Here is a 22,789-nt window from a genome sequence, read left to right on the forward strand (position 1 = left end):
TGATTACGATGTCTGATTCAAACCCAATTTTGTTCTCCTCTGCGCAGAGCATTGAAGCTTACCAGCAGGCGATTGAACAAAGCACTCAGGCTGTGATGCAGTGGCTGAAACAGCCTGAGATGTACCAGGGCAAAACGGTGGCGGAACTGCGCGACCGTATTAAGCTGGATTTCAACCCGAAGGGGCTGGGCAACGAAGCGGCGATTGAACGCGCCGTGGAGTTCTTCCTGAAAGACAGCTTGTCCGTTCATCACCCGCAGTGTGTGGCGCACCTGCACTGCCCAAGCCTGGTGGTAAGCCAGGCGGCGGAAGTGCTGATCAACGCCACTAACCAGAGTATGGACTCCTGGGATCAAAGCCCGTCCGCAACCATTATCGAGATCAAACTGATCGAGTGGCTGCGTACCCGCGTGGGTTATCAGGCCGGCGACGCAGGTGTCTTCACCAGCGGCGGCACCCAGAGCAACCTGATGGGCCTGATGCTGGCTCGCGATGCGTTCTTCGCGCGTCAGGGTCACTCTGTTCAGCAGGACGGTCTGGTAGGCGATCTGCGCAAAATTCGCGTACTGTGCTCCGAAAACGCACACTTCTCCGTGCAGAAAAACATGGCGCTGATGGGGTTGGGCTACCAGTCCGTGGTGCAGGTGAAAACGGACGAATTCTCCCGCATGGATCTGACCGATCTGGCGGCGAAAATTGAACAGTGCAATGCAAACGGCGAGCAGATTCTGGCGATCGTCGCGACGGCAGGTACCACCGATGCCGGTGCTATCGACCCGCTGCGTGCGATTGCAGAGCTGGCCGCGAAGCAGAACATCTGGGTACACGTTGATGCGGCCTGGGGCGGCGCGCTGCTGATGTCTGAGCAGTATCGTCACTACCTGGACGGCATCGAGCTGGTGGATTCCGTCACCCTGGACTTCCACAAGCAGTTCTTCCAGACCATCAGCTGCGGCGCGTTCCTGCTGAAAGAAGCGCGTCACTATGAGCTGATGCGCTATCAGGCGGCCTACCTGAACTCTGAGTTCGACGAAGAGGCAGGCGTGCCAAACCTGGTGTCCAAATCTCTGCAGACCACCCGTCGTTTCGACGCGCTGAAGCTGTGGATGAGCCTGGAAGCACTGGGTCAGGAGCAGTACGCGTCGATCATCGATTGCGGCGTAACGCTGGCACAGCAGGTTGCGGCCTACGTGAAAGAGCAGCCTGCTCTGGAACTGGTGATGCAGCCACAGCTGGCGAGCGTTCTGTTCCGCTTCCGCGGACAGGTGCAGATGGACGACGCGGGCATCGCCCTGCTGAACCAGAAAATTGGTGATGCGCTGCTGGAATCCGGCCGTGCGAACGTCGGTGTGACCGAGCATAACGGCGTCACCTGCCTGAAGCTGACGCTGCTGAACCCAACCGTGACGCTGGAAGATATTAAAATCCTGCTGTCTCTGGTTGAGCGCACCGCGCAGGAAGTTCTGGCGAAGTAATACAACACCCCTCTTCCGCCGGGAGAGGGGTTATTTTAAAGCCCTGCCCACCACATCCTGGTTTTTAATCCCCAGTAACTCGTCCAGCCCGTCGTGGTACTGACCACATTACCCTTCGACACAATCACTATTGTCGGCGTTACGCTCACCTGCCACTGCTGCGACAGCGCGCCGTTTTCATCGTTTATCACCGGCATTTTCAGCTGTTTCTTTTCAACCCAGCGCGCAAGCTTTGCGTTATCGCCGGAACGCATGGCAATACTCACCACGTTCCCGCCCTCTTCTGCCAGCTGATTAACGGAAGGCGTCGTGTAACGGCATATACTGCACCAGGTGGCCCAGACGTAAATCAGCAGCGGACGCTCCTGGCTGAGCGCCGCGATATCGTAAATGTTGCCATCGATGCTCTGCATCGGTGTTGTACTAAAACTGGCAGGGAGTGTCGGTTTACGATATCGATCGACACCCCATACCACGGCCAGCGTCAGCAGAACGAGTATGATCCCTTCCCGCGCCCAGCGGCGCAGTCGACTGATTTTGCGGTTATCCATTGTGACCTCATGTTTTAACGAAGGTCATCTTAACGGGCAATACGCCATCACGCTGTAAAGAAGTGTCGCGCCAGGTTTACTCCTGGGTATAGCCGTAGTCGTAATGGCTATATCCCGAGTTGTAATAGAGCGCTGCCGATTTCACGATATCATTGAGGATCGCGCCATTCACCTGCACACCCATTTGCTGCAGACGCTTCAGGCAGTGCTCGATCTCCTTGACGCTGGTTTTACCAAAGCGGGCGACCAGCAGCGTGGTAGCCGCTGCTCTGGCTATCAGCAAGGCATCCGTCACGGCAAGCACAGGTGGGGTGTCTACAATGACGATGTCATAATGGTTGTCTATCTGCGACACCATAACCTGGAAGCGTTCGCTCATCAGCAGCTCAACGGGATGCAAAGGTTGGGGTCCGCAGGTCAATACATCAAAACCGCCTTTCTCGACGCGTTGAATTGCCTCCTGCCACTCAACGGCGCCTCCAAGCACGCTGGATAGTCCCCGATGATTGCTCAGTTTGAAAACATTGTGGACATATCCCTTGCGCATATCCGCATCAATAAACAGCACTCGCTGTCCGGCCTGAGCGGCAATCGACGCCAGTGACGTACTGACCAGCGTCTTTCCGCAGTCCTGCGTGGGGCCAGACACCACGACGATCCGGTTTGCGGCATCCATCATGGTAAAATGCAGGCTGGTGCGCAGCCCGCGCACCGCCTCGACGAACATATCTGCCGGACGGTCAACGGGCAGAAAAGGGATGTTCGACGTCCTGTGCTTCCAGTGGGGAGCAAACAGGTTTCTCCTGCGCAGGTGCGTTTTTTTCCAGAGCCACACCGAGCGCGGGAGCGTCGCCAGAAGCGGTATCCCCTGCACTTCCAGCTGTTCAGACGAGGTAATGCCCCGCTTAAAGGCTGAGCGCACTAAAACCGTTCCGGCAGAGAGCATCAAGCCCATCAGCATACCCAGCACGATAATGAGCGCTTTGCGCGGCTTGATTGGGGCCGGCTGCGTCACGGCCGGGTCAATTATCCGCACGTTGCCGATAGCGCTGGAGCGCGAGATACTCAGCTCTTGCTGACGCGTCAGCAGCTGCAGGTAGATGGTACGCCCGGATTCAACGTCACGACTCAGGCGTAAGATTTCCTGCTGCGTGGAAGGCATGGATGAGACGCGGCTATTCAGACGCGCGCGCTCACGCTCAAGCGTTTGTTTCTTCTCCCGCAAAGCGCGGTAGGTGGGATGGTCCTTTTTGAAAAGCTGGGAAACCTCTGCTTCGCGAAACGTCAGCTCGTTAAGCTGGTTTTCCACGTTAACCACCTGATCGAGAACCGATTTTGCCTCCAGAGATAAGTCGACAGAATCGCGCTGCTCTCTGTAGGCATTCAGTCGCGCTTCGGCTTCATCCAGTTCCCGGCTGATCTTAGGTAATTGATCCTGTAAGAACGTGAGGCTGCGGGAATCTTTCGCTTCCTGGCGCGCAATATTCTGGCTAAGAAAATTTTCAGCAATCGTATTAAGCACCGTGGCGATCTTGCCGGGGTCTTCACCCGTTAACGTTAATGCGATCATACCGCTCTGTTTCGCCGACTCTACAACCGTAAGCCTGTTTTGAATGGCGTTGATCGCGTCAAGCCTTGTGACGGTTTCGAGGGTAAACCGGGTGCCGGGTTCCGCGCTGAGGGATGTCACCAGAAGCGATATGCCGTCTTTAGCCAGGGTTTTACCCACGATGCCCTCTGCCTCAAGCGTTTTTCCCTCAAGACGATACCGCCCCTGCTCCTGTACGGTGAGTAAAAGCGTTTGTGGCTTCCCTTCCAGGAGAGGAATAGTCAGCGCGCCAATCGTTATTTTATCGGATTTACGTCCCAGAACCTTTTCCCATAAGGTCCCGATGACAGGGAACACGCGCCGCTTAACGCTGTACGTCAGCCCTAGCCGATCGACGGTTTCTCCCAGGATCATTCGTGATTTAAGGAGTAAAAGTTCTGGCGCAACGTCGGGCGAGAGATCGGACCCGAACGCGGCCAGGTTCTTGAGCAGCGAGTTGTCTTGCTTCGCTTCAACCTGTACCAGGGCATCAGCCTGATAAACTGGCGTGGTGCTGAACGCGTAGATCCCCGCACATACCGTGAGCAGCAGCGTGACGCACGCGATCGTCACCCGGTTATCAAACATCTCAGCAAGCAGCTGAAGAAGATCGATCTCATTATTCTGCGACGTTGCAGCACTATATTTTTCTGATTTAGAAGACGACATTACTGCTTTATTCCTTGTTGACTCAAACGACGAGCCCATTCCTGACTGGCTTTTCCTAATTGCTCGAAAACATATTCATAGGCTTCACGACTTTTGTGATACGGGTCGGGAATGTCCCTGGTTTCCAGCCATTGTCCAAAGAGGAGCGATTTTCCCCGGTTCTCCGGGGCCATAGCAGCTATGTAACGGAGATGTTCCGGCTCCATGACCAGAATCAAATCGGATTTTTGCAACAGGCTGCGCGTCACCTTGCGGGCAACGTGCCCCTCCAGCGAAACACCATGACGCCGGGCCACAGCCTGCGCAGTCGCATCTGCGGGATGCCCTTCAAGCCCCAATATCCCTGCCGAGGTCACCTGCTGGCCGGGTAATTGCTGACGCAACAGCCGCTCACCCATCGGTGAACGGCAAATATTGCCGGTGCAGACCACTAAGATTGACTGGAACATTACTGCGGCCACGATCTGATGTAACGAACGGTTTCGGTCAGGTCATGAACGCCGCTGATGGTAGGCACCAGTTGGGTAATCACGCGGTTCCAGCGTGATAACGGTGCGGTGGTAACGTAGACAATGTCATACGGTTCCAGCTGGAATTCCGTACCCAGCACCATGGCTGAGGCGTCTTCCGCATTCAGTTGATAGATGTTGGCAATTTTGTCCGTGTCGCCTTTTTTCGCTACCTGTCGAATAACAAAAATGCCGGTTGCATCGGCCATATTTTGGTTAAGCCCCCCGGCATTCCCCAGGGCTTCGGCCAGCGTCATGCCGCTACGATCCATCTTAAGCGTGCTCTGCTTAACCACCTCGCCCATCACGAACACCTTCAGCGCGTCGTTGCGGGGAATAAACAGGATATCGCCAGGATAAAGCAGCTTATTTTGAGTCAAATCGCCATGCTGCATCAGCGCATAGAGCGAAAGACGGGAGTCCTGGCCATCATGCGTGAGCACAACGTTACGCCAGTCGGCATCCGCTGAAAGACCGCCAGCGGCGTTGACCGCATCCATCACCGTCAGCGGAATATTGGTTATGGGCTGCTGGCCCGATTTTTCGACCTCTCCGGTAACGTAGGCTTTTTGCGAACGGAAGGCGGCAATGCTGACGTCCACCTGCGGGCTCTCAATGACTTTATCCAGTCGCGCTGTAATCTCTTCACGTACCTGTGAAACCGTTTTTCCCGCCACCCGCAGTTTACCGACGTAGGGATAAAAGAGCGTACCATCGGCGTTGACCCAGTTACCGGCATCGCTCGCACTACGATATTGCCCCGCGGGCGTCGTTAATTCCGGGTGATCCCAGACGGTGACCGTCAGGATGTCGCCTGTGCCAATGCGGTATTCCCAGTTTTTGATCTGCTCATCCAGATTAGGATTTGCCTGAGATTTCGATACGGCCGGACGCAGTTTTTCAATCAATCCCGGCGTCAGAGGAAAAATTTCCACGCGCTTATCAAGCTGATAATTGGCGTCTTCCGCAGCAATGACTTTTTTCCCGGATACACTCAAATTCTGGCCGGGGGAAAATACACACCCTGTTAATTGACTAACAGTAAGAAATAACAGCGAAAATGCAGTTGTAGCTTTCATTATATAAATATTTCTTTTTAACGTTGCGTTTATCGTCAAGCTTGCAAAGAAACTTCACCTAAGATCATGAAATTTAATTGCTTATTCTTATGCAATATGAAATTCTGGCATTGTAAAACGTGACCAAACTGCTCTCTAAAAAACAAAAGCAATACTCAACCCTGTAAAAAAAACGGAAGCAAGCCCGCTTTACACGAAGGCAATATTAAATCTTCTATAGTGGGAAAGCATTCGCAGAGCAGTCCAATTTTGATGTGAAAAGTTATTTTCAGAATTGATTAATGAAATAATAAATATTAAAAATATTAAGCACAGACAATATTCACCATAGTGATAAACATCATCCCATTCGACTACACAAAACCGTCCACTTTTGTTACATTTTTTTTCAAACATACCCTGCGTTGATACTTAAAATGGACCGTCTGCTCCGCTTTGCACGACCCGCAGACGAAAAGTATCTGTAACAATATCACTGGAGAAAAAATGGCTAAGCGTAAATTGCTGCTTCTGGGTGTATTACTGTCTCTGGCGGGCTCCGCATTCGCTGCCCCGCAAACGGCCGCTGCGCCATCTGGCATCAAGGCCTACGAAGAACAAGAGTTCATCGCTGACTTTACGAAATTCAAGATTGGCGACACGGCACCGGCGCAGTATCAAACGCCGGAGTACACCATCAAACAGTACCAGCTGCGTAACCTGCCGGCGCCGGATGCCGGAACCCACTGGACCTATATGGGTGAGAATTACGTGCTGATTGGTGATGCTGATGGCAAGATCTACAAAGCCTACAATGGAGATATTTTCTATCACCGCTAACGCAATCCTGATTCGCCCCTGGCAGGAAAGTGACCGTCCTTTCCTGCGCACGCTCTACCTCCACGCCCGGCGCGAAGCCTGGCCATGGCTGGAGAGTGCAGACTGGCAGCTGGAAGACTTTGACGCGGCAACCCGTGACGAAGTGATTTGGGTTGCTGTTCAGAACGGGCATCGCCTGGGCTTTGCCTCCGTCTGGACAAACGATAATTTCCTGCACAACCTCTTTGTCGATCCACAGTATCAAAGCCTGGGCGTCGGGCACGCGTTGCTTGAACACGTACAGAAGACGTTTACCAGTACGGGTTCGCTTAAGTGTCTGGTGAAGAATGCGCGGGCTATTTCGTTTTACCAGCGACACGGCTGGCACATTGAGGCGACGGGTAATTCTCCGGACGGAGAGTATTATTTGATGCATTATCGGCTTGGGTAAAGTCAGGTGGCGCTTCGCTTACCTGACCTACAAAACCGCATTTCGTAGGCCGGGTAAGGCGAAGCCGCCACCCGGCACTAAGCGAAGAGGAATTACACCGCGCGGAACGCGATTTCCCCTGGGATGATTTCGCCCTGCCAGTAGAGCTGCGCCGCGACGCGTCCCGCCAGCTGGCGATACATTTCCGCAAATTCGCTGTCCGGACGGCTGACCACCGTCGGCTTTCCGCTGTCCAGATCTTCACGCAGGGTAATGTGCAGCGGCATCTGTCCCAGCAGTTGGGTATGATACTTCGCGGCCAGTTTTTCTGCGCCACCGGTACCGAAAATAGGTTCGTGGTGACCGCAGTTGCTGCAGATGTGCATGCTCATGTTCTCGACGATACCGAGCACCGGCACTTCCACCTTCTCGAACATCACGATGCCTTTTTTGGCGTCGATCAGCGCGATATCCTGCGGCGTGGTGACGACGACCGCACCCGTGACCGGAATGTTTTGCGCCAGCGTCAGCTGAATGTCACCGGTGCCCGGCGGCATGTCCAGCACCAGATAATCCAGATCCGGCCACATTGTCTCCTGCAGCATCTGCAGCAGCGCCTTGCTGGCCATCGGGCCGCGCCAGACCATCGCGTTATCGTCGGTCACCAGATAACCGATGGAGTTGGTCGCGAGACCGTGCGCCATGATTGGCGCCATGTGGGTGCCGTCCGGCGAGGTTGGGCGCTGGTTTTCCGCGCCCAGCATGTTCGGAATAGACGGGCCGTAGATATCCGCATCCAGAATACCGACCTTTGCCCCTTCCGCCGCCAGCGCCAGCGCCAGGTTTACGGCGGTAGAGGATTTCCCTACCCCGCCCTTGCCCGAACTGACGGCAATGATGTTTTTCACGCCGTTCACGCCAGGCTGGTTTTTCACGCGCTTCAGCGTGGCGATGCTGTGGCTCAGCTTCCAGTCAATCGCCTTCGCACCGGTAATGCGCAGCAGCTCGGAGCTGGTCTGCTCTTTCAGCGCGTCAAAGGCGCTGGTCCAGACGAACGGCATCTGCAGCTCAATGTGCAGCGTGTCGTCCAGCCAGGCAACGTGGTGTAACGCTTTCAGCGTAGTGAGATTGTGCTTCAGGGTTGGATGCTGAAAGTTAGCCAGCGTCCCGGCGACCATTGCTCGTAAGGCTTCCGGTGATTTGGCCTGGGATTGAGAACTCATCCCGACTCCTTTGTTCTTGTGAATAAGACCTTAGATGAACAAGTTTACCTGAAAGGCCGTGGTTTGTGCTTACTTAATAATGCCCCTTTTGGTAATATCAAAAACCCTTTTCACAGTTAAAAGAAGTAATGCCTACTATGACTCAAGTCGCGAAGAAAATTCTGGTAACGTGCGCACTGCCGTACGCCAACGGCTCAATCCACCTCGGCCACATGCTGGAGCATATCCAGGCTGATGTCTGGGTCCGTTACCAGCGAATGCGCGGCCACGAGGTTAATTTCATCTGTGCGGACGATGCTCACGGCACGCCGATCATGCTGAAAGCGCAGCAGCTGGGGATTTCCCCGGAGCAGATGATTGCCGAAATGAGTCAGGAGCATCAGACTGATTTTGCTGGCTTTGACATCAGCTATGACAACTATCACTCCACGCACAGCGACGAAAACCGCGAGCTGTCGGAGCTGATCTACACCCGTCTGAAAGAGAACGGTTTTATCAAAAACCGCACCATCTCTCAGCTGTACGATCCGGAAAAAGGCATGTTCCTGCCGGACCGTTTCGTCAAAGGCACCTGTCCGAAATGTAAATCCCCGGACCAGTACGGCGATAACTGCGAAGTGTGCGGCGCGACCTACAGCCCGACCGAGCTTATCGAGCCGAAATCCGTGGTTTCCGGCGCCACGCCTGTGATGCGTGACTCCGAGCACTTCTTCTTCGACCTGCCGTCCTTCAGCGAAATGCTGCAGGCGTGGACCCGCAGCGGCGCGCTGCAGGAGCAGGTGGCGAATAAAATGCAGGAGTGGTTCGAATCCGGCCTGCAACAGTGGGATATCTCCCGCGATGCGCCGTACTTCGGCTTCGAAATCCCGAACGCGCCGGGCAAATACTTCTACGTCTGGCTGGACGCGCCAATCGGCTACATGGGCTCCTTCAAGAACCTGTGCGACAAGCGTGGCGATACCGTCAGCTTCGACGAATACTGGAAGAAAGATTCCACTGCCGAGCTGTATCACTTCATCGGTAAAGACATCGTTTACTTCCACAGCCTGTTCTGGCCGGCGATGCTGGAAGGCAGCAACTTCCGCAAGCCAACCAACCTGTTCGTACACGGCTACGTGACGGTGAACGGCGCGAAGATGTCCAAATCCCGTGGGACGTTCATCAAAGCCAGCACCTGGCTGAACCACTTCGACGCGGACAGCCTGCGCTACTACTACACCGCGAAGCTCTCTTCCCGCATCGACGATATCGACCTGAACCTGGAAGATTTCGTGCAGCGCGTGAACGCGGACATCGTCAACAAGGTGGTGAACCTGGCGTCCCGTAACGCGGGCTTTATCGCCAAGCGTTTTGACGGCGTGATGGCGGCCGAACTGGCTGACCCTGCCCTGTACCAAACCTTTACCGACGCGGCGGCGACCATTGGCGAAGCCTGGGAAGCGCGCGAGTTCGGCAAAGCGGTACGTGAAATCATGGCCCTGGCTGACCTGGCGAACCGCTATGTCGACGAGCAGGCGCCGTGGGTGGTGGCGAAACAGGAAGGCCGCGATGCCGACCTGCAGGCCATCTGCTCCATGGGCATCAACCTGTTCCGCGTGCTGATGACCTACCTTAAGCCGGTTCTGCCGCAGCTGGCAGCCCGTGCTGAAGCGTTCCTGAACACTGAACTGACCTGGGATGCCATGGCGCAGCCGCTGCTCGGCCACAAGGTGAACACCTTCAAGGCGCTGTACAACCGCATCGAGATGAAGCAGGTTGAAGCCCTGGTGGAAGCATCTAAAGAAGAGGTGAAGGCGGCTGCGGCACCGGTTACCGGCCCGCTGGCGGACGATCCGATTCAGGAAACCATTACCTTTGACGATTTCGCCAAAGTCGACCTGCGCGTGGCGCTTATCGAGAACGCGGAGTTCGTGGAAGGTTCTGACAAGCTGCTGCGCCTGACGCTGGATCTTGGCGGCGAGAAGCGTAACGTCTTCTCCGGCATCCGCTCAGCGTATCCGGACCCGCAGGTGCTGATCGGTCGTCAGACCGTGATGGTGGCGAACCTGGCACCGCGCAAAATGCGCTTCGGTATCTCCGAGGGGATGGTGATGGCCGCAGGCCCTGGCGGGAAAGATATCTTCCTGTTAAGCCCAGACGAAGGCGCTAAGCCGGGTCAGCAGGTGAAATAACAAAAAAGCCGGAGATTATCTCCGGCTTTTTTTATGGCATTTTGTTTTCTCCCTCTCCCCGTGGGAGAGGGTCGGGGTGAGGGCATCAGGCCGCATCCATTCCGCAATCACCCCTTCGGATGATGCACCCGGTGGGTCAGCCCACGCAGGAAATTACGCAGAAACTGATCCCCACACTCGCGGTAGTTTTTATGGTCCGGCGCGCGCATCATGGCGGTCACTTCCGGCACGGACACGCGGTATTTTTGCTCGGTCATGATCGCCACAATATCGTCCGTTTTGAGCGAGAACGCGATGCGCAGCTTTTTCAGCACCGTATTGTTGTTCACGCGACGCTCCAGCGCCAGCTCAGGCGCAGACTCATCTTTGCCGCGCTTATCGTAAATCAGGCCGTTCAGGAATCCCGACAGAATGATGTCAGGGCAGCGAACAAACCCCTCTTCATCTTCTTTGGTCATCCAGGTATCGAAACCGGCAGACGTGGATTCCATGTCGGACAGCGCAAGAATGCGCACCATGTCGTTATTGTTTGCTTTCAGGGTGTAGCGCAGGCTACGAAGAATATCGTTACTTAGCATAGAGCCTTCGAATGTCGATGATGCAATGGCGCGCAGTGTACCAGTTTTACAGGCCAATCGCCTCTTTCAAACTCTTCAGGTAGCGACGGCTGACGGGTACCGTTTGCCCGGCACGCAGTACCAGCTCGGCCTGGCCGTTATCTTCCAGGCGGATCTCCTTCAGGTGCGCCATGTTCACCAGATACTGGCGGTGGCAGCGGATCAGCGGCGTGCGGCTCTCCAGCGTGCGTAGGGTCAGCTCGGTGAACCCTTCGTTCCCTTCCGCGCTGGTGACAAACACCCCGCTCAGGCGGCTGCTGACAAACGCCACATCATCCATCTGCAGAAGATAGATTCGGCTGTGCCCGGTGCAGGGGATAAACTTCAGCGGCTGCTGGTTTTCCGGCAGCAGCGTGACGTCCTGTACGGTTCGCTCCTGGCGTAAACGGGTGAGCGTTTTTTCCAGACGCGTCTCTTCAATCGGCTTGAGTAAATAGTCAAACGCGTGCTCCTCAAAGGCCTTAACGGCATATTCGTCGAACGCCGTCAGGAACACGATGTAGGGGCGATGCGCCGGGTCGAGCATGCCGACCATCTCCAGCCCGCTGATGCGGGGCATCTGAATGTCGAGGAACAGCACGTCCGGGCGAAGCTTGTGAACCGCTCCGATGGCCTCAATGGCGTTCGCGCACTCCCCCACAATCTCAATATCAGGCTGCTCCTGCAGCAGAACGCGCAGGTTTTCCCGTGCCAGCGGCTCGTCATCCACAATCAGCACTCTTAACATGCGTTTTCCTCCAGTGGCAGTCGTACGGTAATACGGGTAAATCGGTCTGGCTCACAGGCGACGGTAATGCCACAGTCATCGCCGAAATGCGCGCGCAGGCGTTTATCCACCAGGCTCATCCCTAAACCGCCGGAGGCGGAAGGCTGATAAAGCCCGGCATTATCTTCAATGTCCAGCACCAGATGGTGGTTAAAACGGCTGGCGGCAATGGTTATCTCCCCTGTCCCCAGAAGCTGTGACGTGCCGTGTTTAATGGCGTTTTCGACAATAGGCTGCAGGGTAAAGGCCGGGAGATGCTGATACGCCAGCTCGTCCGGAACGGAGAGCGTCACCTGCAAGCGCGACTGGAAACGCGCCTGCTCAATCTGCAGATAGGCATTTACGTGCTCAATCTCATCGGCGAGGGTGACGATCTCGGACGGCCGCTTCAGGTTCTTGCGGAAAAAGGTCGACAGAAACTGCACCAGCTGCGCGGCCTGATCGCTGTCGCGGCGAATCACCGCTTTAAGCGTGTTGAGGGCATTGAAAAGGAAATGCGGGTTGACCTGGGCATGCAGCAGCTTAATTTCGGACTGCGTCAGCAGCGCTTTCTGCCGTTCATACTGCCCGGCCAGAATTTGCGCGGACAGCAGCTGGGCAATCCCCTCTCCCAGGGTGCGGTTGATCGAGCTGAACAGACGGTTCTTTGCCTCATACAGCTTGATAGTGCCCATCACCCGCTGATTTTCCCCGCGCAGCGGAATCACCAGCGTGGAGCCCAGCTTGCACTGCGGATGCAGCGAACAGCGGTAAGGCACTTCGTTACCGTCGGCATACACCACCTCACCGGTTTCAATGGCGCGCAGCGTGTAGGCTGAGGAGATCGGTTTACCCGGCAGATGGTGATCGTCCCCGGTGCCGGTAAAGGCCAGCAGCCGCTCGCGGTCGGTTATGGCCACCGCGCCGATATCCAGCTCCTTGTAGAGCACCTGCGCGACCTTCATGCTGTTCTCTTCGTTAAACCCCTGACGCAGGATCCCTTCGGTTGAGGCGGCGACCTTCAGCGCCGTGGCGGAAAACGCCGAGGTGTACTTCTCAAACATGGCGCGCTTGTCGAGCAGAATACGCATAAACAGCGCCGCGCCCACGGTGTTGGTTACCATCATCGGGGCGGCAATACTGCTGACCAGGTGCAGCGCATCTTCAAACGGACGGGCAATGAGCAGAATGATCGCCATCTGCGCCATTTCGGCCACAAAGGTAATGGCACCGGCGGTGAGAGGGCTAAAGACTTTATCCGGGCGGCCGCGTTTGATCATGTAGCTGTGCACCAGCCCGCCGAGCAGCCCTTCCACGATCGTCGAGATCATACAGCTGAGCGCCGTCATCCCGCCCATGGAATAGCGATGCAGCCCTCCGGTTAAACCGACAAGGCCACCGACGACGGGACCGCCCAGCAGCCCGCCCATCACCGCGCCGATCGCGCGCGTATTGGCAATAGAGTCTTCGATATGGAGACCAAACCAGGTCCCCATAATGCAAAATATGGAAAATACGACGTAACAGAGGAATTTGTGCGGCAGACGTACGGTGACCTGCATCAGCGGGATAAACAGGCGCGTTTTGCTCATCAGCCAGGCAATGACAAGAAACACGCACATCTGCTGAAGCAACAGCAGCACCAGATTAAACTCGTACATACTCAAAACCGCACACGCTAAAAACGCGTAACATACACTGATGCGGGTTTACTTTCTTTGAAGCATCCCAAAAAAGCGCAAAATCGTGTCCGTTATCACACCTTTTTCTGAATATCGCGCATGCTTCGCATTGTTTGTTCAAAAATCAATCAATCCTTCCTGGTTCGCCAAAGTGAGTCTACAGTTAAGCTGGGGACGCGTAAGCCAGGGGGCGAATATGGCGCTTTACACAATAGGTGAAGTGGCACTCCTTTGTGATATCAATCCCGTTACCCTACGGGCGTGGCAGCGACGGTATGGATTACTTAAACCGCAGAGGACCGACGGTGGGCATCGCCTTTTCAATGAGGCCGATATCGACCGCATTCGCGAAATTAAAAGCTGGATCGACAACGGGGTGCAGGTCGGCAAGGTGAAGTCCCTGCTGAGCCACGACGATCCGGACACGCAGCACCTCTGGCGCGAACAGCAGGAAACCCTGCTGCGACTCCTGCAGGCGGGCAATCTTCAGCGCCTGCGCGCATGGATAAAAGAACAAGGCCGTGATTATCCGGCACAGACGCTGATCAACCACCTTTTCATTCCGCTCCGTCGACGCCTGCAGTGCCAGCAGTCCACCCTGCAGGCGCTGCTCAGCATGCTCGACGGGGTGCTGATCAACTACATTGCCGTCTGCCTTGCCTCGGCGAAGAACAAAGCCGGAAAAGATGCGCTGGTGGTCGGCTGGAACGTGCACGATACCACCCGCCTGTGGCTGGAAGCGTGGATTGCGACCCAGAAGGGCTGGCGCGTGGACGTGCTGGCGCACTCGCTGGCGCAGCTTAAGCCCGAATTTTTCGACGGTCAGACCCTGCTGGTCTGGTGTGGCGAAGTGCCGTCCGCCACGCAGCAGCAGCTGCTGACGGAATGGCGAGAGAATGGTTACCCGGTTTATTCCCTTGGCCCGGATGAGCCATAACGGCATTTAATGGTTCATTAACAGCTGCGCTTCACCGTATAATTGTTCCGTTAACAACAGGAGCACATGATGAAGGCAACCAAACTGGCCATTATTACCCTTTTTGTCCTGATGGCCGTGAGCGGTATCGGCGGCGTGATGCTGGCAGGATACTCGTTTATTGTTCGCGGCGGTGTCGGCTGAGGTACAGCGCCAGCCGCTCAAAAAGGCGATCGACGACGATTGCCGCCAGCGCGACCAGCACAGCCCCCTGCACGATGTAAGCCGTATTAAACCCGCTCAGGCCGATAATAATCGGCGTTCCCAGCGTATTGGCACCGACCGTAGACGCAATGGTCGCCGTCCCGATGTTAATAATCACCGACGTGCGGATCCCGGCAATGATAACCGGTGCCGCAAGCGGCAGTTCAACCTTGCGCAGCCGCTGGCCGCGACTCATCCCCATCCCTTCAGCCACGCTTAGCACCGATGCCGGTACCGCCGCGAGGCCCGCCAGCGTGCCCTGCAGAACCGGCAGTACGCCGTATAAAATCAGCGCAATAATGGCGGGCTGCTGGCCAAAGCCCATCACCGGAACCGCTATCGCCAGCACCGCCACCGGGGGAAACGTCTGACCAATGGCCGCTATTGTCTCTACCAGCGGACGAAACTCCTTGCCCGCGGGCCGCGTAACCGCGATGCCTGCCCCTACCCCCAACACAACCGCGATGACGCTTGAGAGCGCCACCAGCCAGAGATGCGCCAGGGCGAGATTAATAAAGCTCTCCTGCTGATAGACCGGCCGCGGCAGCCCGGGAAAAAGGGCGTTAAACAGCGCCGCGCTGTGGGGCATCAGAAACAGTAAGGCGACAAAGAGTGCTACCAGCCAGAGGAGCGGATCACGCAGTGCCTTCACGCGTCACCTCCCCGGCCAGCAGATCGCGAAAATGTAAGGTTCCGCACGGCGTCCCGCGTGCGTCCGAAACAGGCAATACCTCGCACTGCCGCGCGACAAACGCGGAGAGAGCATCCCGCAGGCTCATCTGCGCCTGCAGCGGTTCGCCGCTCACCGGGAGCTCCTCCCGACGCATATAGTCGCTGACCGTCCGCAGGGAGAGCAGCCTCACGCCCAGCTCGCTGCGGCCAAAAAACTCGCGCACAAAGTCGTTCTTCGGCCATGTTAATAGCTCAAGCGGCGAGCCCTGCTGCACCACTTCGCCATGATCCATCAGCACCAGATGGTCGGCCAGGCGCAGGGCTTCATCAATATCGTGCGTCACGAGAACGATCGTGCGTCCGAGAATGCGGTGAATACGGGTCATCTCCGCCTGCAGCGCCCCGCGCGTGACCGGATCCAGCGCGCCGAAGGGTTCATCCATCAGCAGCACCTGCGGGTTGGCCGCCAGCGCGCGCGCCACACCCACGCGCTGCTGCTGGCCTCCGGAAAGCTGGTGCGGATAGCGATCGCGCAGCGCGGGCTCTAACCCCAGCAGCGACATCAGCTCATCCACCCGGTCAGCGATTTTTGCCCGCGACCATTTCTCCAGCTGCAGCACGGTGGCGATGTTCTGCGCCACCGTCCAGTGGGGAAACAGGCCGATAGACTGAATGGCATAGCCCATCCGACGGCGCAGCTCCAGCACCGGCAGGCTGCGGATCTCTTCTCCGGCAAAGCGGATCAACCCGCTGTCATGCTCAACCAGGCGGTTGATCATCTTCAGCGTGGTGGATTTTCCCGAGCCCGAGGTGCCAATCAGCACGGAAAACGCCCCCTCGGCAAAGTTCAGGTTCAGATGGCTCGCCGCCGGGCGACCGGCAAAGGTTTTACTGACATCATGAAATTCAATCATTGGCTCTTCTCCTGAGCAGCGCGAGCCATAAGGCAAACAGCGCGTCGACGACAACCGCCAGCGCAATCGTGGGAACCACGCCCAATAACACCAGATCGAGCGCACTGCTCAGCAGCCCCTGGAACACCAGCGCGCCAAAGCCGCCCGCGCCAATCAGCGCCGCAATCACCGCCATGCCGACGGTTTGTACCGCCACCACCCGCAGGCTGCGCAGCAGCAGGGGCAGCGCCAGCGGGAGCTGAATTTTCCAGAAACACTGCCGTGCGCTCATCCCCATCGCATGGGCGCTTTCCAGCACATCCGGCGCGACCTGGCCCAGACCCGCGACCACGCCGCGCACCAGCGGCAGCAGCGCATACAGCACCAGCGCGATGAGCGCGGGGGTTAACCCCGTTCCGGCTATGCCGAGCGTTCCCAGCGCCGGGAATGACTTCACCAGCCCGGCCAGCGGGGCAATCAGCAGGCCAAACAGCGCGACGGAAGGAATGGTCTGGATCACGTTGAGTACGGCAAAGACCCCGCCCTGGCGTGAAGGATGGCGATAGCACCACATGCCGAGCGGTATCCCGATCAGCAGAGCCGGGATCAGCGTGCCGAAGAGGATCGTCAGGTGTTGCGCCAGGGCATCATCAAACACCTCCTGACGGTTGGCGTACTCTTTTAGCAGCGAAAGATTGTTCAGCTCCCCGCTGAACAGCAGGAACAAGGGAATGCACCATATCTGCGCGTTGAGCACCCAGCGCCAGACGGCGCTGGAGATGAGTCGACGAATGGCATCGCTGCTGGCCAGCAGACACAGCGCCAGCCACAGCCAGAGGCCGCTGCCCACCGTGGTTCTCGCCAGCGGACTTTCCGCTGACGCCATATGCGTCGCCGCCTGCCCGGCTCCCCAGAAGAGGAGGATAAACAGCCCTTCAGCGAGGAGCAGCGTCAGCCACTGCGCCGTGCGCCCCTGCCAGAGCGATAGCGCAACCCACGCGGCCAGCGCCGCCGCCAGCCACCACGGCGTGAACGCCCACACTTCCCAGAGATAGCGCCCCTCCCCTGACATCAGGCGGTTAGGGGCGACATTTACAAACGGCAGCGCGACTGCCGCGATGGCCACGCAGGCCAGCAGCAGCAGTACGCGGTTATGACATTTTATTGGCACAGCCCTTTCCCGTTACTTCACAAGCCCTTGTTGTTTCAGGAAGTCGGCGGCCACTTTTTTGGCATCCAGCCCCTCGACGGCAATGCTGGCATTCAGCTGCTGCAGCGTTTTTTCATCCAGTTTTTCGAAGACCGGCTTAAGCCAGTCGGCAATCTCCGGATAGGCTTTCAGCACCGCCTCACGCACGACAGGGGTCGGGGCGTAAATCGGCTGTACGCCTTTAGGATCGGTCAGGGTTTGCAGGCCGAGCGCCGCCACCGGGCCGTCGGTGCCGTAGGCCATGGCCGCGTTAACGCCAGAGGTTTGCTGCGCCGCCGCTTTGATGGTCACCGCGGTATCCCCGCCCGCCAGCGAGAGCAGCTGCGCCTGGTCGAGCTTGAAGTCGTAGGCTTTTTCGAACGCCGGGAGCGCATCAGGACGCTCGATAAACTCCGCGGACGCAGCGAGCTTAAAGTCGCCCTTCTCTTTCAGATAGCGGCTGAGATCCGCAAGCGAGGTCAGCTTACCTTTCTCCGCCACGTCCTTGCGCACCGCGATAGTCCAGGTGTTGTTGGCCGGGGCCGGCGTCAGCCAGACCAGCTTGTTCTGTTCCGCGTCGAGTTTTTTGACTTTCTCATACCCGGCGTTAGCGTTTTTCCATGCCGGATCGTTTTCTTGTTTGAAGAAGAACGCGCCGTTGCCGGTGTATTCCGGATAGATATCCAGCTCGCCGGAGGTGATCGCCCCGCGCACGACGGGCGTGGTGCCGAGCTGAACTTTATTGACGGTTTTCACGCCGTGGCTTTCCAGCACCTGCAAAATAATATTGCCGAGCAGCGCCCCTTCGGTATCGATTTTTGAGCCCACTTTTACCGGCTCCGCCGCCTGTAACGGCAGGCTCAGCGCCGCCAGCAGCACCGCAGATCCCAACATCCCCTTTGCAATCGTCATTCTACTATCCTCATTTATTTTGCTGCCTTTTTCAGAGGCTTGAGAGAAAAGCGTAGCTTAAAACGGCCGAATTAACCGTCAAAATGCCTTTTTAGCATAAGGTAAGACGCATCCCCCGCAGGACGGGGGATGCAAAGAAGGGAAAGGTTACAGCAGCTCGAACTCGCCTTTATTCACGCGGGCGGAGTCCACCCCGATAAAGACGTTAAACTTGCCGGGTTCCGCATCATATTTCATCTGCTGGTTCCAGAACTTCAGCGCGTCCACGTCAATCGGGAAGCTGATGGTTTGGGTTTCGCCAGGCTTCAGGTTGACCTTCTCGAAGCCGCGCAGCTGCTTCACGGGACGGCTCATCGACGCGGTGACATCCTGCACGTACATCTGAATCACCGTTGCCCCTTCGCGCTCGCCGGTGTTGGTCACCTCAACGCTGGCGGTAACTTTGCCGTCACGCTTCAGGCTCGTTGCCGACATTTTCACGTCAGAGACCTTGAAGGTGGTGTAGCTGAGACCGTAACCAAACGGATACAGCGGGCCGTTAGCTTCGTCGAAGTAACGGGACGTGTACTTGTTCGGCTTGTCGGCGTTGTACGGACGACCGGTGTTGAGGTGGCTGTAGTACACCGGGATCTGCCCGACGGAGCGCGGGAAAGACATCGGCAGCTTGCCCGACGGGTTGTAATCACCAAACAGCACGTCGGCGATAGCGTTACCGCCTTCGGTACCGGCGAACCAGGTTTCCAGAATAGCGTCAGCCTGCTGATCCTCTTTCACCAGCGCCAGCGGACGCCCGTTCATCAGTACCAGCACCAGCGGCTTGCCGGTGGCTTTCAGGGCGGCGATTAGATCGCGCTGGCTCTGCGGAATGGTGATATCGGTACGGCTGGAGGCCTCGTGCGCCATACCCTGCGCCTCGCCCACGACCGCGACCACCACGTCAGACTGCTTCGCGGTATTCACCGCCTCGTCAATCATCTCCTTCGGCGTGCGCGGATCAACCTTCACCGCTTCCTCGTACTGGTTGAGGAAGGTGACGATGTCTTTATCGTTGGTGACGTTCGCCCCTTTGGCGTACACCACTTTCGCGTTTTCACCCACGGCACTCTTGATCCCGGTCAGCACGGTCACGGACTGATCGGCCACGCCCGCGGCAGACCAGCTGCCCATCACGTCGCGCTTGCTGTCGGCCAGCGGGCCCACCACGGCAATGGTGCCGGATTTTTTCAGCGGCAGCGTGTCGAGGCGGTTTTTCAGCAGCACCAGGCTTTCGCGCGCCACTTCACGCGCGTCTTTGCGGTGCAGACGGCTTTCAGCGTTGGTATCTGCCGGGTCAGAATCTTTCGGCCCCAGGTGGCTGTATGGATCGTTAAACAGCCCCATGTCGTATTTCACGTTCAGCACGTGGCGCGCGGCATCGTCCAGCTCCGCCATCGTGACCTTGCCGCTCTTCACCAGCCCCGGCAGGTATTTGCTGTAGTACTCGTCGCTCATGCTCATGTTGATGCCGGACTTGAGCGCCACGCGCACGGCGTCTTCCGGATCGGAGGCAGTACCGTGTTTAATCAGCTCTTTAATCGCGCCGTGGTCAGAAACGGTGATGCCTTTAAAGCCCCACTGGTCGCGCAGCACGTCTTTCAGCAGCCAGGAATCGGACGTCGCAGGCGTGCCGTTCAGCGAGTTCAGCGCGACCATCACCGCGCCGCTGCCCGCATCCAGCCCTGCCTTATACGGCGGCATGTAGTCGTTAAACAGGCGCTGCGGGCTCATGTCGACGGTGTTGTACTCTTTACCGCCCTCCACTGCGCCATAGGCCGCGAAGTGCTTGACGCTGGTCATCACCGAGTAGCGATCCGCCGGGCTTTTGCCCTGCATCGCTTCCACCATGGTTTTACCCATCGTGGAGGTTAAATACGTATCTTCACCAAAGCCTTCCGAGCCGCGGCCCCAGCGCGGATCGCGCGAGACGTCCACCATTGGCGCCCAGGTCATGTTCAGACCGTCGTCCGCCGCTTCATAGGCGGACACGCGCCCGACGGTTTTCACCGCATCGAGATTAAAGGAGGAGGCTAAGCCGAGGCTGATGGGGAAGACGGTACGCTGGCCGTGCACTACGTCATAGGCGAAGAACAGCGGAATTTTCAGGCGGCTGAGGTCCATCACCTGATCCTGCATTTTGCGGATATCCTGGCGGGTGACGGTATTAAAAATCGCCCCTACCTGCCCGTCTTTGATCATCTCACGGATGGCCTCTTTCGGGTTATCCGGGCCGACGCTGATAAGACGCAGCTGGCCGATTTTCTCATCAACCGTCATTTTCTTGAGCAATTCCGTGACAAACGCGTCCCGTGCTTCAGGCGTGAGCGGGTGATTGCCAAACAAATCCTCTGCCAGCGCAGGTTGCAGCGCCAGGCTGACGGCGACACCTACAGAACATAGCCATTTCATGTCGTTTTACTCTCTCATCAATAACCGCCGGACGATCTCGGCCATACCGTGCGAAAAGCGCAGTGTGCCACAAACCCTCAGAACGTTGCAGGGTTATTCTCTGATTTTTCTCGTGAATACTCGACCGCTTAACAGTTAATCGCGCTATGCTTTACAGCGAGAAATTTGCCCCACCACAAGGAGTGGAAGATGTCTTCTGTTCGAACAAACGATAACACGGCTTTTATTAACGAACTGTCGCGCCTGGTTGGCTCCTCTCACCTGCTTACCGACCCGGCCAAAACCGCCCGCTACCGTAAAGGTTTCCGCTCCGGTCAGGGCGAGGCGCTGGCGGTGGTCTTCCCCGGCACGCTGCTGGAGCTGTGGCGCGTCCTGAGCGCCTGCGTCGCCGCCGACAAGATTATTTTAATGCAGGCCGCCAATACCGGCCTGACCGAAGGCTCCACGCCGAACGGCAACGATTACGATCGCGACATCGTGATTATCAGCACCCTGCGCCTCGACAAGCTGCACCTGCTGGATAAAGGCGAGCAGGTGCTCGCGTTCCCCGGCACGACGCTCTACTCCCTGGAAAAAGCGCTTAAGCCGCTGGGTCGCGAGCCGCACTCGGTGATTGGCTCCTCCTGTATTGGCGCCTCGGTGGTCGGTGGGATCTGCAACAACTCCGGCGGCTCGCTGGTGCAGCGCGGGCCTGCCTACACCGAGATGTCGCTGTTTGCCCGTATTGACGAAAACGGCAAGCTGACGCTGGTCAACCATCTGGGCATCGATCTCGGCGTGACGCCAGAGCAGATCCTCAGCAAGCTTGACGACGATCGCGTGAAGGACGAAGACGTGCAGCACGATGGCCGCCACGCGCACGATCACGACTACGTGACCCGCGTGCGGGATATCGATGCCGATACGCCAGCGCGCTACAACGCCGACCCGGACCGCCTGTTTGAATCCTCCGGCTGCGCCGGGAAGCTTGCCGTTTTTGCCGTGCGTCTGGATACCTTCCCGGCAGAGAAAAAGCAGCAGGTGTTTTACATCGGTACCAATCAGCCTGACGTTCTGACCGAAATTCGTCGTCATATTCTGGGCGAATTTACCCATCTGCCGGTCGCGGGCGAGTACATGCACCGGGACATTTACGACATCGCCGAGCGTTACGGCAAAGATACGTTCCTGATGATCGACAAGCTCGGCACCGACAAAATGCCGTTCTTCTTCACCATGAAGGGCCGCACCGACGCGATGCTGGAGAAAGTGTCGCTGTTCAAACCCCACTTCACCGACCGCTTTATGCAGAAGCTGGGCAACGTTTTCCCGGCGCACTTACCGGAGCGAATGAAAACCTGGCGCGATAAGTATGAGCACCACCTGCTGCTGAAGATGGCCGGAGACGGGATTGCCGAAGCGCAGACCTGGCTTACCGAGTTCTTCAAAACCGCTGAGGGTGATTTCTTTGCCTGCACGCCGGAAGAGGGCAGCAAAGCCTTCCTGCACCGTTTTGCCGCTGCGGGTGCCGCCATCCGTTACCAGGCGGTGCATTCCGAAGAGGTGGAAGATATTCTGGCGCTGGATATCGCCCTGCGCCGTAACGACACCGAGTGGTTTGAGCACCTTCCGCCGGAAATCGACAGCAAGCTGGTGCACAAGCTCTATTACGGCCACTTTATGTGTTATGTCTTCCATCAGGATTACATCGTCAAAAAAGGGGTTGATGCACACGAACTGAAGGAGCAGATGCTCGCCCTGCTGCGCGAACGCGGCGCACAATATCCTGCGGAACACAACGTCGGGCATCTTTATAAAGCCCCTGACGCACTTAAGCAGTTTTATCGCGAGAATGACCCTACAAACAGCATGAATCCCGGGATTGGTAAAACAACGCGGAAGAAATACTGGAAAGAGAGCGAAGATGCGGAGCAGCGCATAACGCAAGCGTCTGATTAATTCCTACAGCCAAATTTGAGAGA

General features: G+C 57.1%; 20 protein-coding genes. 7 read left to right on the forward strand and 13 right to left on the reverse strand.

Features of this window, described 5'->3' with window-relative positions; translation table 11 throughout:
- Positions 1-8 precede the first annotated feature (8 nt).
- The gene (locus tag GVO84_RS15010; RefSeq protein ID WP_159514553.1) at positions 9-1,475 is read left to right on the forward strand and encodes a pyridoxal phosphate-dependent decarboxylase family protein; all 1,467 of its coding nucleotides are present in this window, start codon (positions 9-11) and stop codon (positions 1,473-1,475) included.
- A gap of 35 nt (positions 1,476-1,510) precedes the next feature.
- Here GVO84_RS15010 and GVO84_RS15015 read toward each other — a convergent pair whose 3' ends face one another.
- The 4 genes from GVO84_RS15015 to GVO84_RS15030 all read right to left on the reverse strand — a co-directional run bounded on the left by GVO84_RS15015 (position 1,511) and on the right by GVO84_RS15030 (position 5,871).
- Positions 1,511-2,026 carry a protein disulfide oxidoreductase gene (locus GVO84_RS15015; protein ID WP_159514554.1) on the reverse strand — a complete coding sequence of 172 codons (516 nt, stop codon included), beginning with the start codon at positions 2,024-2,026 and terminating at the stop codon, positions 1,511-1,513.
- 76 nt (positions 2,027-2,102) lie between these two features.
- On the reverse strand, positions 2,103-4,283 hold the full coding sequence (locus GVO84_RS15020; RefSeq protein WP_159514555.1) for a polysaccharide biosynthesis tyrosine autokinase: 2,181 nt from the start codon (positions 4,281-4,283) through the stop codon (positions 2,103-2,105).
- Positions 4,283-4,732 carry a protein tyrosine phosphatase gene (locus GVO84_RS15025; RefSeq protein ID WP_159514556.1) on the reverse strand — a complete coding sequence of 150 codons (450 nt, stop codon included), beginning with the start codon at positions 4,730-4,732 and terminating at the stop codon, positions 4,283-4,285. Before GVO84_RS15025 ends, GVO84_RS15020 begins: the two co-directional genes overlap by 1 nt.
- Positions 4,732-5,871 (reverse strand): polysaccharide export protein, encoded by a 1,140-nt coding sequence (locus GVO84_RS15030; RefSeq protein ID WP_121425340.1) that lies wholly within the window; start codon positions 5,869-5,871, stop codon positions 4,732-4,734. The genes GVO84_RS15025 and GVO84_RS15030 overlap by 1 nt, the downstream gene beginning before the upstream one ends.
- A gap of 486 nt (positions 5,872-6,357) precedes the next feature.
- Here GVO84_RS15030 and GVO84_RS15035 point away from each other — a divergent pair, with 486 nt between their 5' ends.
- Together GVO84_RS15035 and GVO84_RS15040 are read left to right on the forward strand one after the other, a co-directional pair.
- The gene (locus GVO84_RS15035; protein ID WP_023336316.1) at positions 6,358-6,690 is read left to right on the forward strand and encodes an RcnB family protein; all 333 of its coding nucleotides are present in this window, start codon (positions 6,358-6,360) and stop codon (positions 6,688-6,690) included.
- On the forward strand, positions 6,665-7,120 hold the full coding sequence (locus GVO84_RS15040; RefSeq protein WP_236545864.1) for a GNAT family N-acetyltransferase: 456 nt from the start codon (positions 6,665-6,667) through the stop codon (positions 7,118-7,120). The genes GVO84_RS15035 and GVO84_RS15040 overlap by 26 nt, the downstream gene beginning before the upstream one ends.
- Positions 7,121-7,212: 92 nt before the next feature.
- Here GVO84_RS15040 and apbC read toward each other — a convergent pair whose 3' ends face one another.
- Positions 7,213-8,322: an iron-sulfur cluster carrier protein ApbC gene (apbC, locus tag GVO84_RS15045; RefSeq protein ID WP_029740176.1), complete on the reverse strand. Its 1,110-nt coding sequence runs from the start codon at positions 8,320-8,322 to the stop codon at positions 7,213-7,215.
- 137 nt (positions 8,323-8,459) lie between these two features.
- Between apbC and metG the strand changes: the two genes are divergently transcribed.
- Positions 8,460-10,493 (forward strand): methionine--tRNA ligase, encoded by a 2,034-nt coding sequence (metG, locus tag GVO84_RS15050; RefSeq protein WP_159514558.1) that lies wholly within the window; start codon positions 8,460-8,462, stop codon positions 10,491-10,493.
- Positions 10,494-10,600: 107 nt separating this feature from the next.
- On the opposite strand, the gene GVO84_RS15055 is transcribed toward metG, so the two are convergent.
- From GVO84_RS15055 to GVO84_RS15065, 3 genes are read right to left on the reverse strand one after another with little or no spacing between them, the layout of a single operon-like run.
- A complete protein-coding gene (locus GVO84_RS15055; RefSeq protein ID WP_058686259.1) occupies positions 10,601-11,071 on the reverse strand; it encodes a DUF1456 family protein in 471 nt (156 codons plus the stop codon).
- 46 nt (positions 11,072-11,117) lie between these two features.
- Positions 11,118-11,837: a two-component system response regulator BtsR gene (gene btsR, locus GVO84_RS15060; RefSeq protein WP_032658907.1), complete on the reverse strand. Its 720-nt coding sequence runs from the start codon at positions 11,835-11,837 to the stop codon at positions 11,118-11,120.
- On the reverse strand, positions 11,831-13,516 hold the full coding sequence (locus tag GVO84_RS15065; protein WP_032642882.1) for a sensor histidine kinase: 1,686 nt from the start codon (positions 13,514-13,516) through the stop codon (positions 11,831-11,833). Before GVO84_RS15065 ends, btsR begins: the two co-directional genes overlap by 7 nt.
- 217 nt (positions 13,517-13,733) lie before the next feature.
- Between GVO84_RS15065 and mlrA the strand changes: the two genes are divergently transcribed.
- Entirely contained in the window at positions 13,734-14,474 is a 741-nt protein-coding gene (gene mlrA, locus GVO84_RS15070) for an HTH-type transcriptional regulator MlrA (protein WP_159515655.1), read from the forward strand.
- Between the two features lie 69 nt (positions 14,475-14,543).
- Complete coding sequence (locus GVO84_RS15075) at positions 14,544-14,657, forward strand: protein YohO (protein ID WP_008500895.1); 114 nt, start codon at positions 14,544-14,546, stop codon at positions 14,655-14,657.
- Here GVO84_RS15075 and GVO84_RS15080 read toward each other — a convergent pair.
- The 5 genes from GVO84_RS15080 to bglX all read right to left on the reverse strand — a co-directional run bounded on the left by GVO84_RS15080 (position 14,632) and on the right by bglX (position 20,828).
- Entirely contained in the window at positions 14,632-15,369 is a 738-nt protein-coding gene (locus GVO84_RS15080) for an ABC transporter permease (protein ID WP_064672827.1), read from the reverse strand. The genes GVO84_RS15075 and GVO84_RS15080 overlap by 26 nt on opposite strands.
- Entirely contained in the window at positions 15,353-16,303 is a 951-nt protein-coding gene (locus tag GVO84_RS15085; RefSeq protein WP_159514559.1) for an ABC transporter ATP-binding protein, read from the reverse strand. The genes GVO84_RS15080 and GVO84_RS15085 overlap by 17 nt, the downstream gene beginning before the upstream one ends.
- The gene (locus tag GVO84_RS15090; RefSeq protein WP_159514560.1) at positions 16,296-17,453 is read right to left on the reverse strand and encodes an ABC transporter permease; all 1,158 of its coding nucleotides are present in this window, start codon (positions 17,451-17,453) and stop codon (positions 16,296-16,298) included. Before GVO84_RS15090 ends, GVO84_RS15085 begins: the two co-directional genes overlap by 8 nt.
- Positions 17,454-17,465: 12 nt before the next feature.
- Positions 17,466-18,383, reverse strand: coding sequence for a glycine betaine ABC transporter substrate-binding protein OsmF (gene osmF / locus GVO84_RS15095; protein ID WP_159514561.1), 918 nt, complete (start codon positions 18,381-18,383; stop codon positions 17,466-17,468).
- A gap of 147 nt (positions 18,384-18,530) precedes the next feature.
- Positions 18,531-20,828 (reverse strand): beta-glucosidase BglX, encoded by a 2,298-nt coding sequence (gene bglX, locus GVO84_RS15100; RefSeq protein ID WP_159514562.1) that lies wholly within the window; start codon positions 20,826-20,828, stop codon positions 18,531-18,533.
- A gap of 189 nt (positions 20,829-21,017) precedes the next feature.
- Here bglX and dld point away from each other — a divergent pair, with 189 nt between their 5' ends.
- Entirely contained in the window at positions 21,018-22,766 is a 1,749-nt protein-coding gene (gene dld, locus GVO84_RS15105) for a D-lactate dehydrogenase (RefSeq protein WP_159514563.1), read from the forward strand.
- The last annotated feature ends 23 nt before the right edge of the window (positions 22,767-22,789 follow it).

Origin of the sequence: Enterobacter sp. SM3, from assembly GCF_009811935.2 — a bacterium.
Taxonomy (GTDB): domain Bacteria; phylum Pseudomonadota; class Gammaproteobacteria; order Enterobacterales; family Enterobacteriaceae; genus Enterobacter; species Enterobacter asburiae_D.

Excerpts from the sequence above, each read along its gene's own strand:
- GVO84_RS15010 (WP_159514553.1), top strand. The coding sequence starts at position 9 with ATGTCTGATTCAAACCCAATTTTGTTCTCCTCTGCGCAGAGCATTGAA.
- GVO84_RS15015 (WP_159514554.1), bottom strand. The coding sequence starts at position 2,026 with ATGGATAACCGCAAAATCAGTCGACTGCGCCGCTGGGCGCGGGAAGGG.
- GVO84_RS15020 (WP_159514555.1), bottom strand. The coding sequence starts at position 4,283 with ATGTCGTCTTCTAAATCAGAAAAATATAGTGCTGCAACGTCGCAGAAT.
- GVO84_RS15025 (WP_159514556.1), bottom strand. The coding sequence starts at position 4,732 with ATGTTCCAGTCAATCTTAGTGGTCTGCACCGGCAATATTTGCCGTTCA.
- GVO84_RS15030 (WP_121425340.1), bottom strand. The coding sequence starts at position 5,871 with ATGAAAGCTACAACTGCATTTTCGCTGTTATTTCTTACTGTTAGTCAA.
- GVO84_RS15035 (WP_023336316.1), top strand. The coding sequence starts at position 6,358 with ATGGCTAAGCGTAAATTGCTGCTTCTGGGTGTATTACTGTCTCTGGCG.
- GVO84_RS15040 (WP_236545864.1), top strand. The coding sequence starts at position 6,665 with ATGGAGATATTTTCTATCACCGCTAACGCAATCCTGATTCGCCCCTGG.
- apbC (WP_029740176.1), bottom strand. The coding sequence starts at position 8,322 with ATGAGTTCTCAATCCCAGGCCAAATCACCGGAAGCCTTACGAGCAATG.
- metG (WP_159514558.1), top strand. The coding sequence starts at position 8,460 with ATGACTCAAGTCGCGAAGAAAATTCTGGTAACGTGCGCACTGCCGTAC.
- GVO84_RS15055 (WP_058686259.1), bottom strand. The coding sequence starts at position 11,071 with ATGCTAAGTAACGATATTCTTCGTAGCCTGCGCTACACCCTGAAAGCA.
- btsR (WP_032658907.1), bottom strand. The coding sequence starts at position 11,837 with ATGTTAAGAGTGCTGATTGTGGATGACGAGCCGCTGGCACGGGAAAAC.
- GVO84_RS15065 (WP_032642882.1), bottom strand. The coding sequence starts at position 13,516 with ATGTACGAGTTTAATCTGGTGCTGCTGTTGCTTCAGCAGATGTGCGTG.
- mlrA (WP_159515655.1), top strand. The coding sequence starts at position 13,734 with ATGGCGCTTTACACAATAGGTGAAGTGGCACTCCTTTGTGATATCAAT.
- GVO84_RS15075 (WP_008500895.1), top strand. The coding sequence starts at position 14,544 with ATGAAGGCAACCAAACTGGCCATTATTACCCTTTTTGTCCTGATGGCC.
- GVO84_RS15085 (WP_159514559.1), bottom strand. The coding sequence starts at position 16,303 with ATGATTGAATTTCATGATGTCAGTAAAACCTTTGCCGGTCGCCCGGCG.
- osmF (WP_159514561.1), bottom strand. The coding sequence starts at position 18,383 with ATGACGATTGCAAAGGGGATGTTGGGATCTGCGGTGCTGCTGGCGGCG.
- bglX (WP_159514562.1), bottom strand. The coding sequence starts at position 20,828 with ATGAAATGGCTATGTTCTGTAGGTGTCGCCGTCAGCCTGGCGCTGCAA.
- dld (WP_159514563.1), top strand. The coding sequence starts at position 21,018 with ATGTCTTCTGTTCGAACAAACGATAACACGGCTTTTATTAACGAACTG.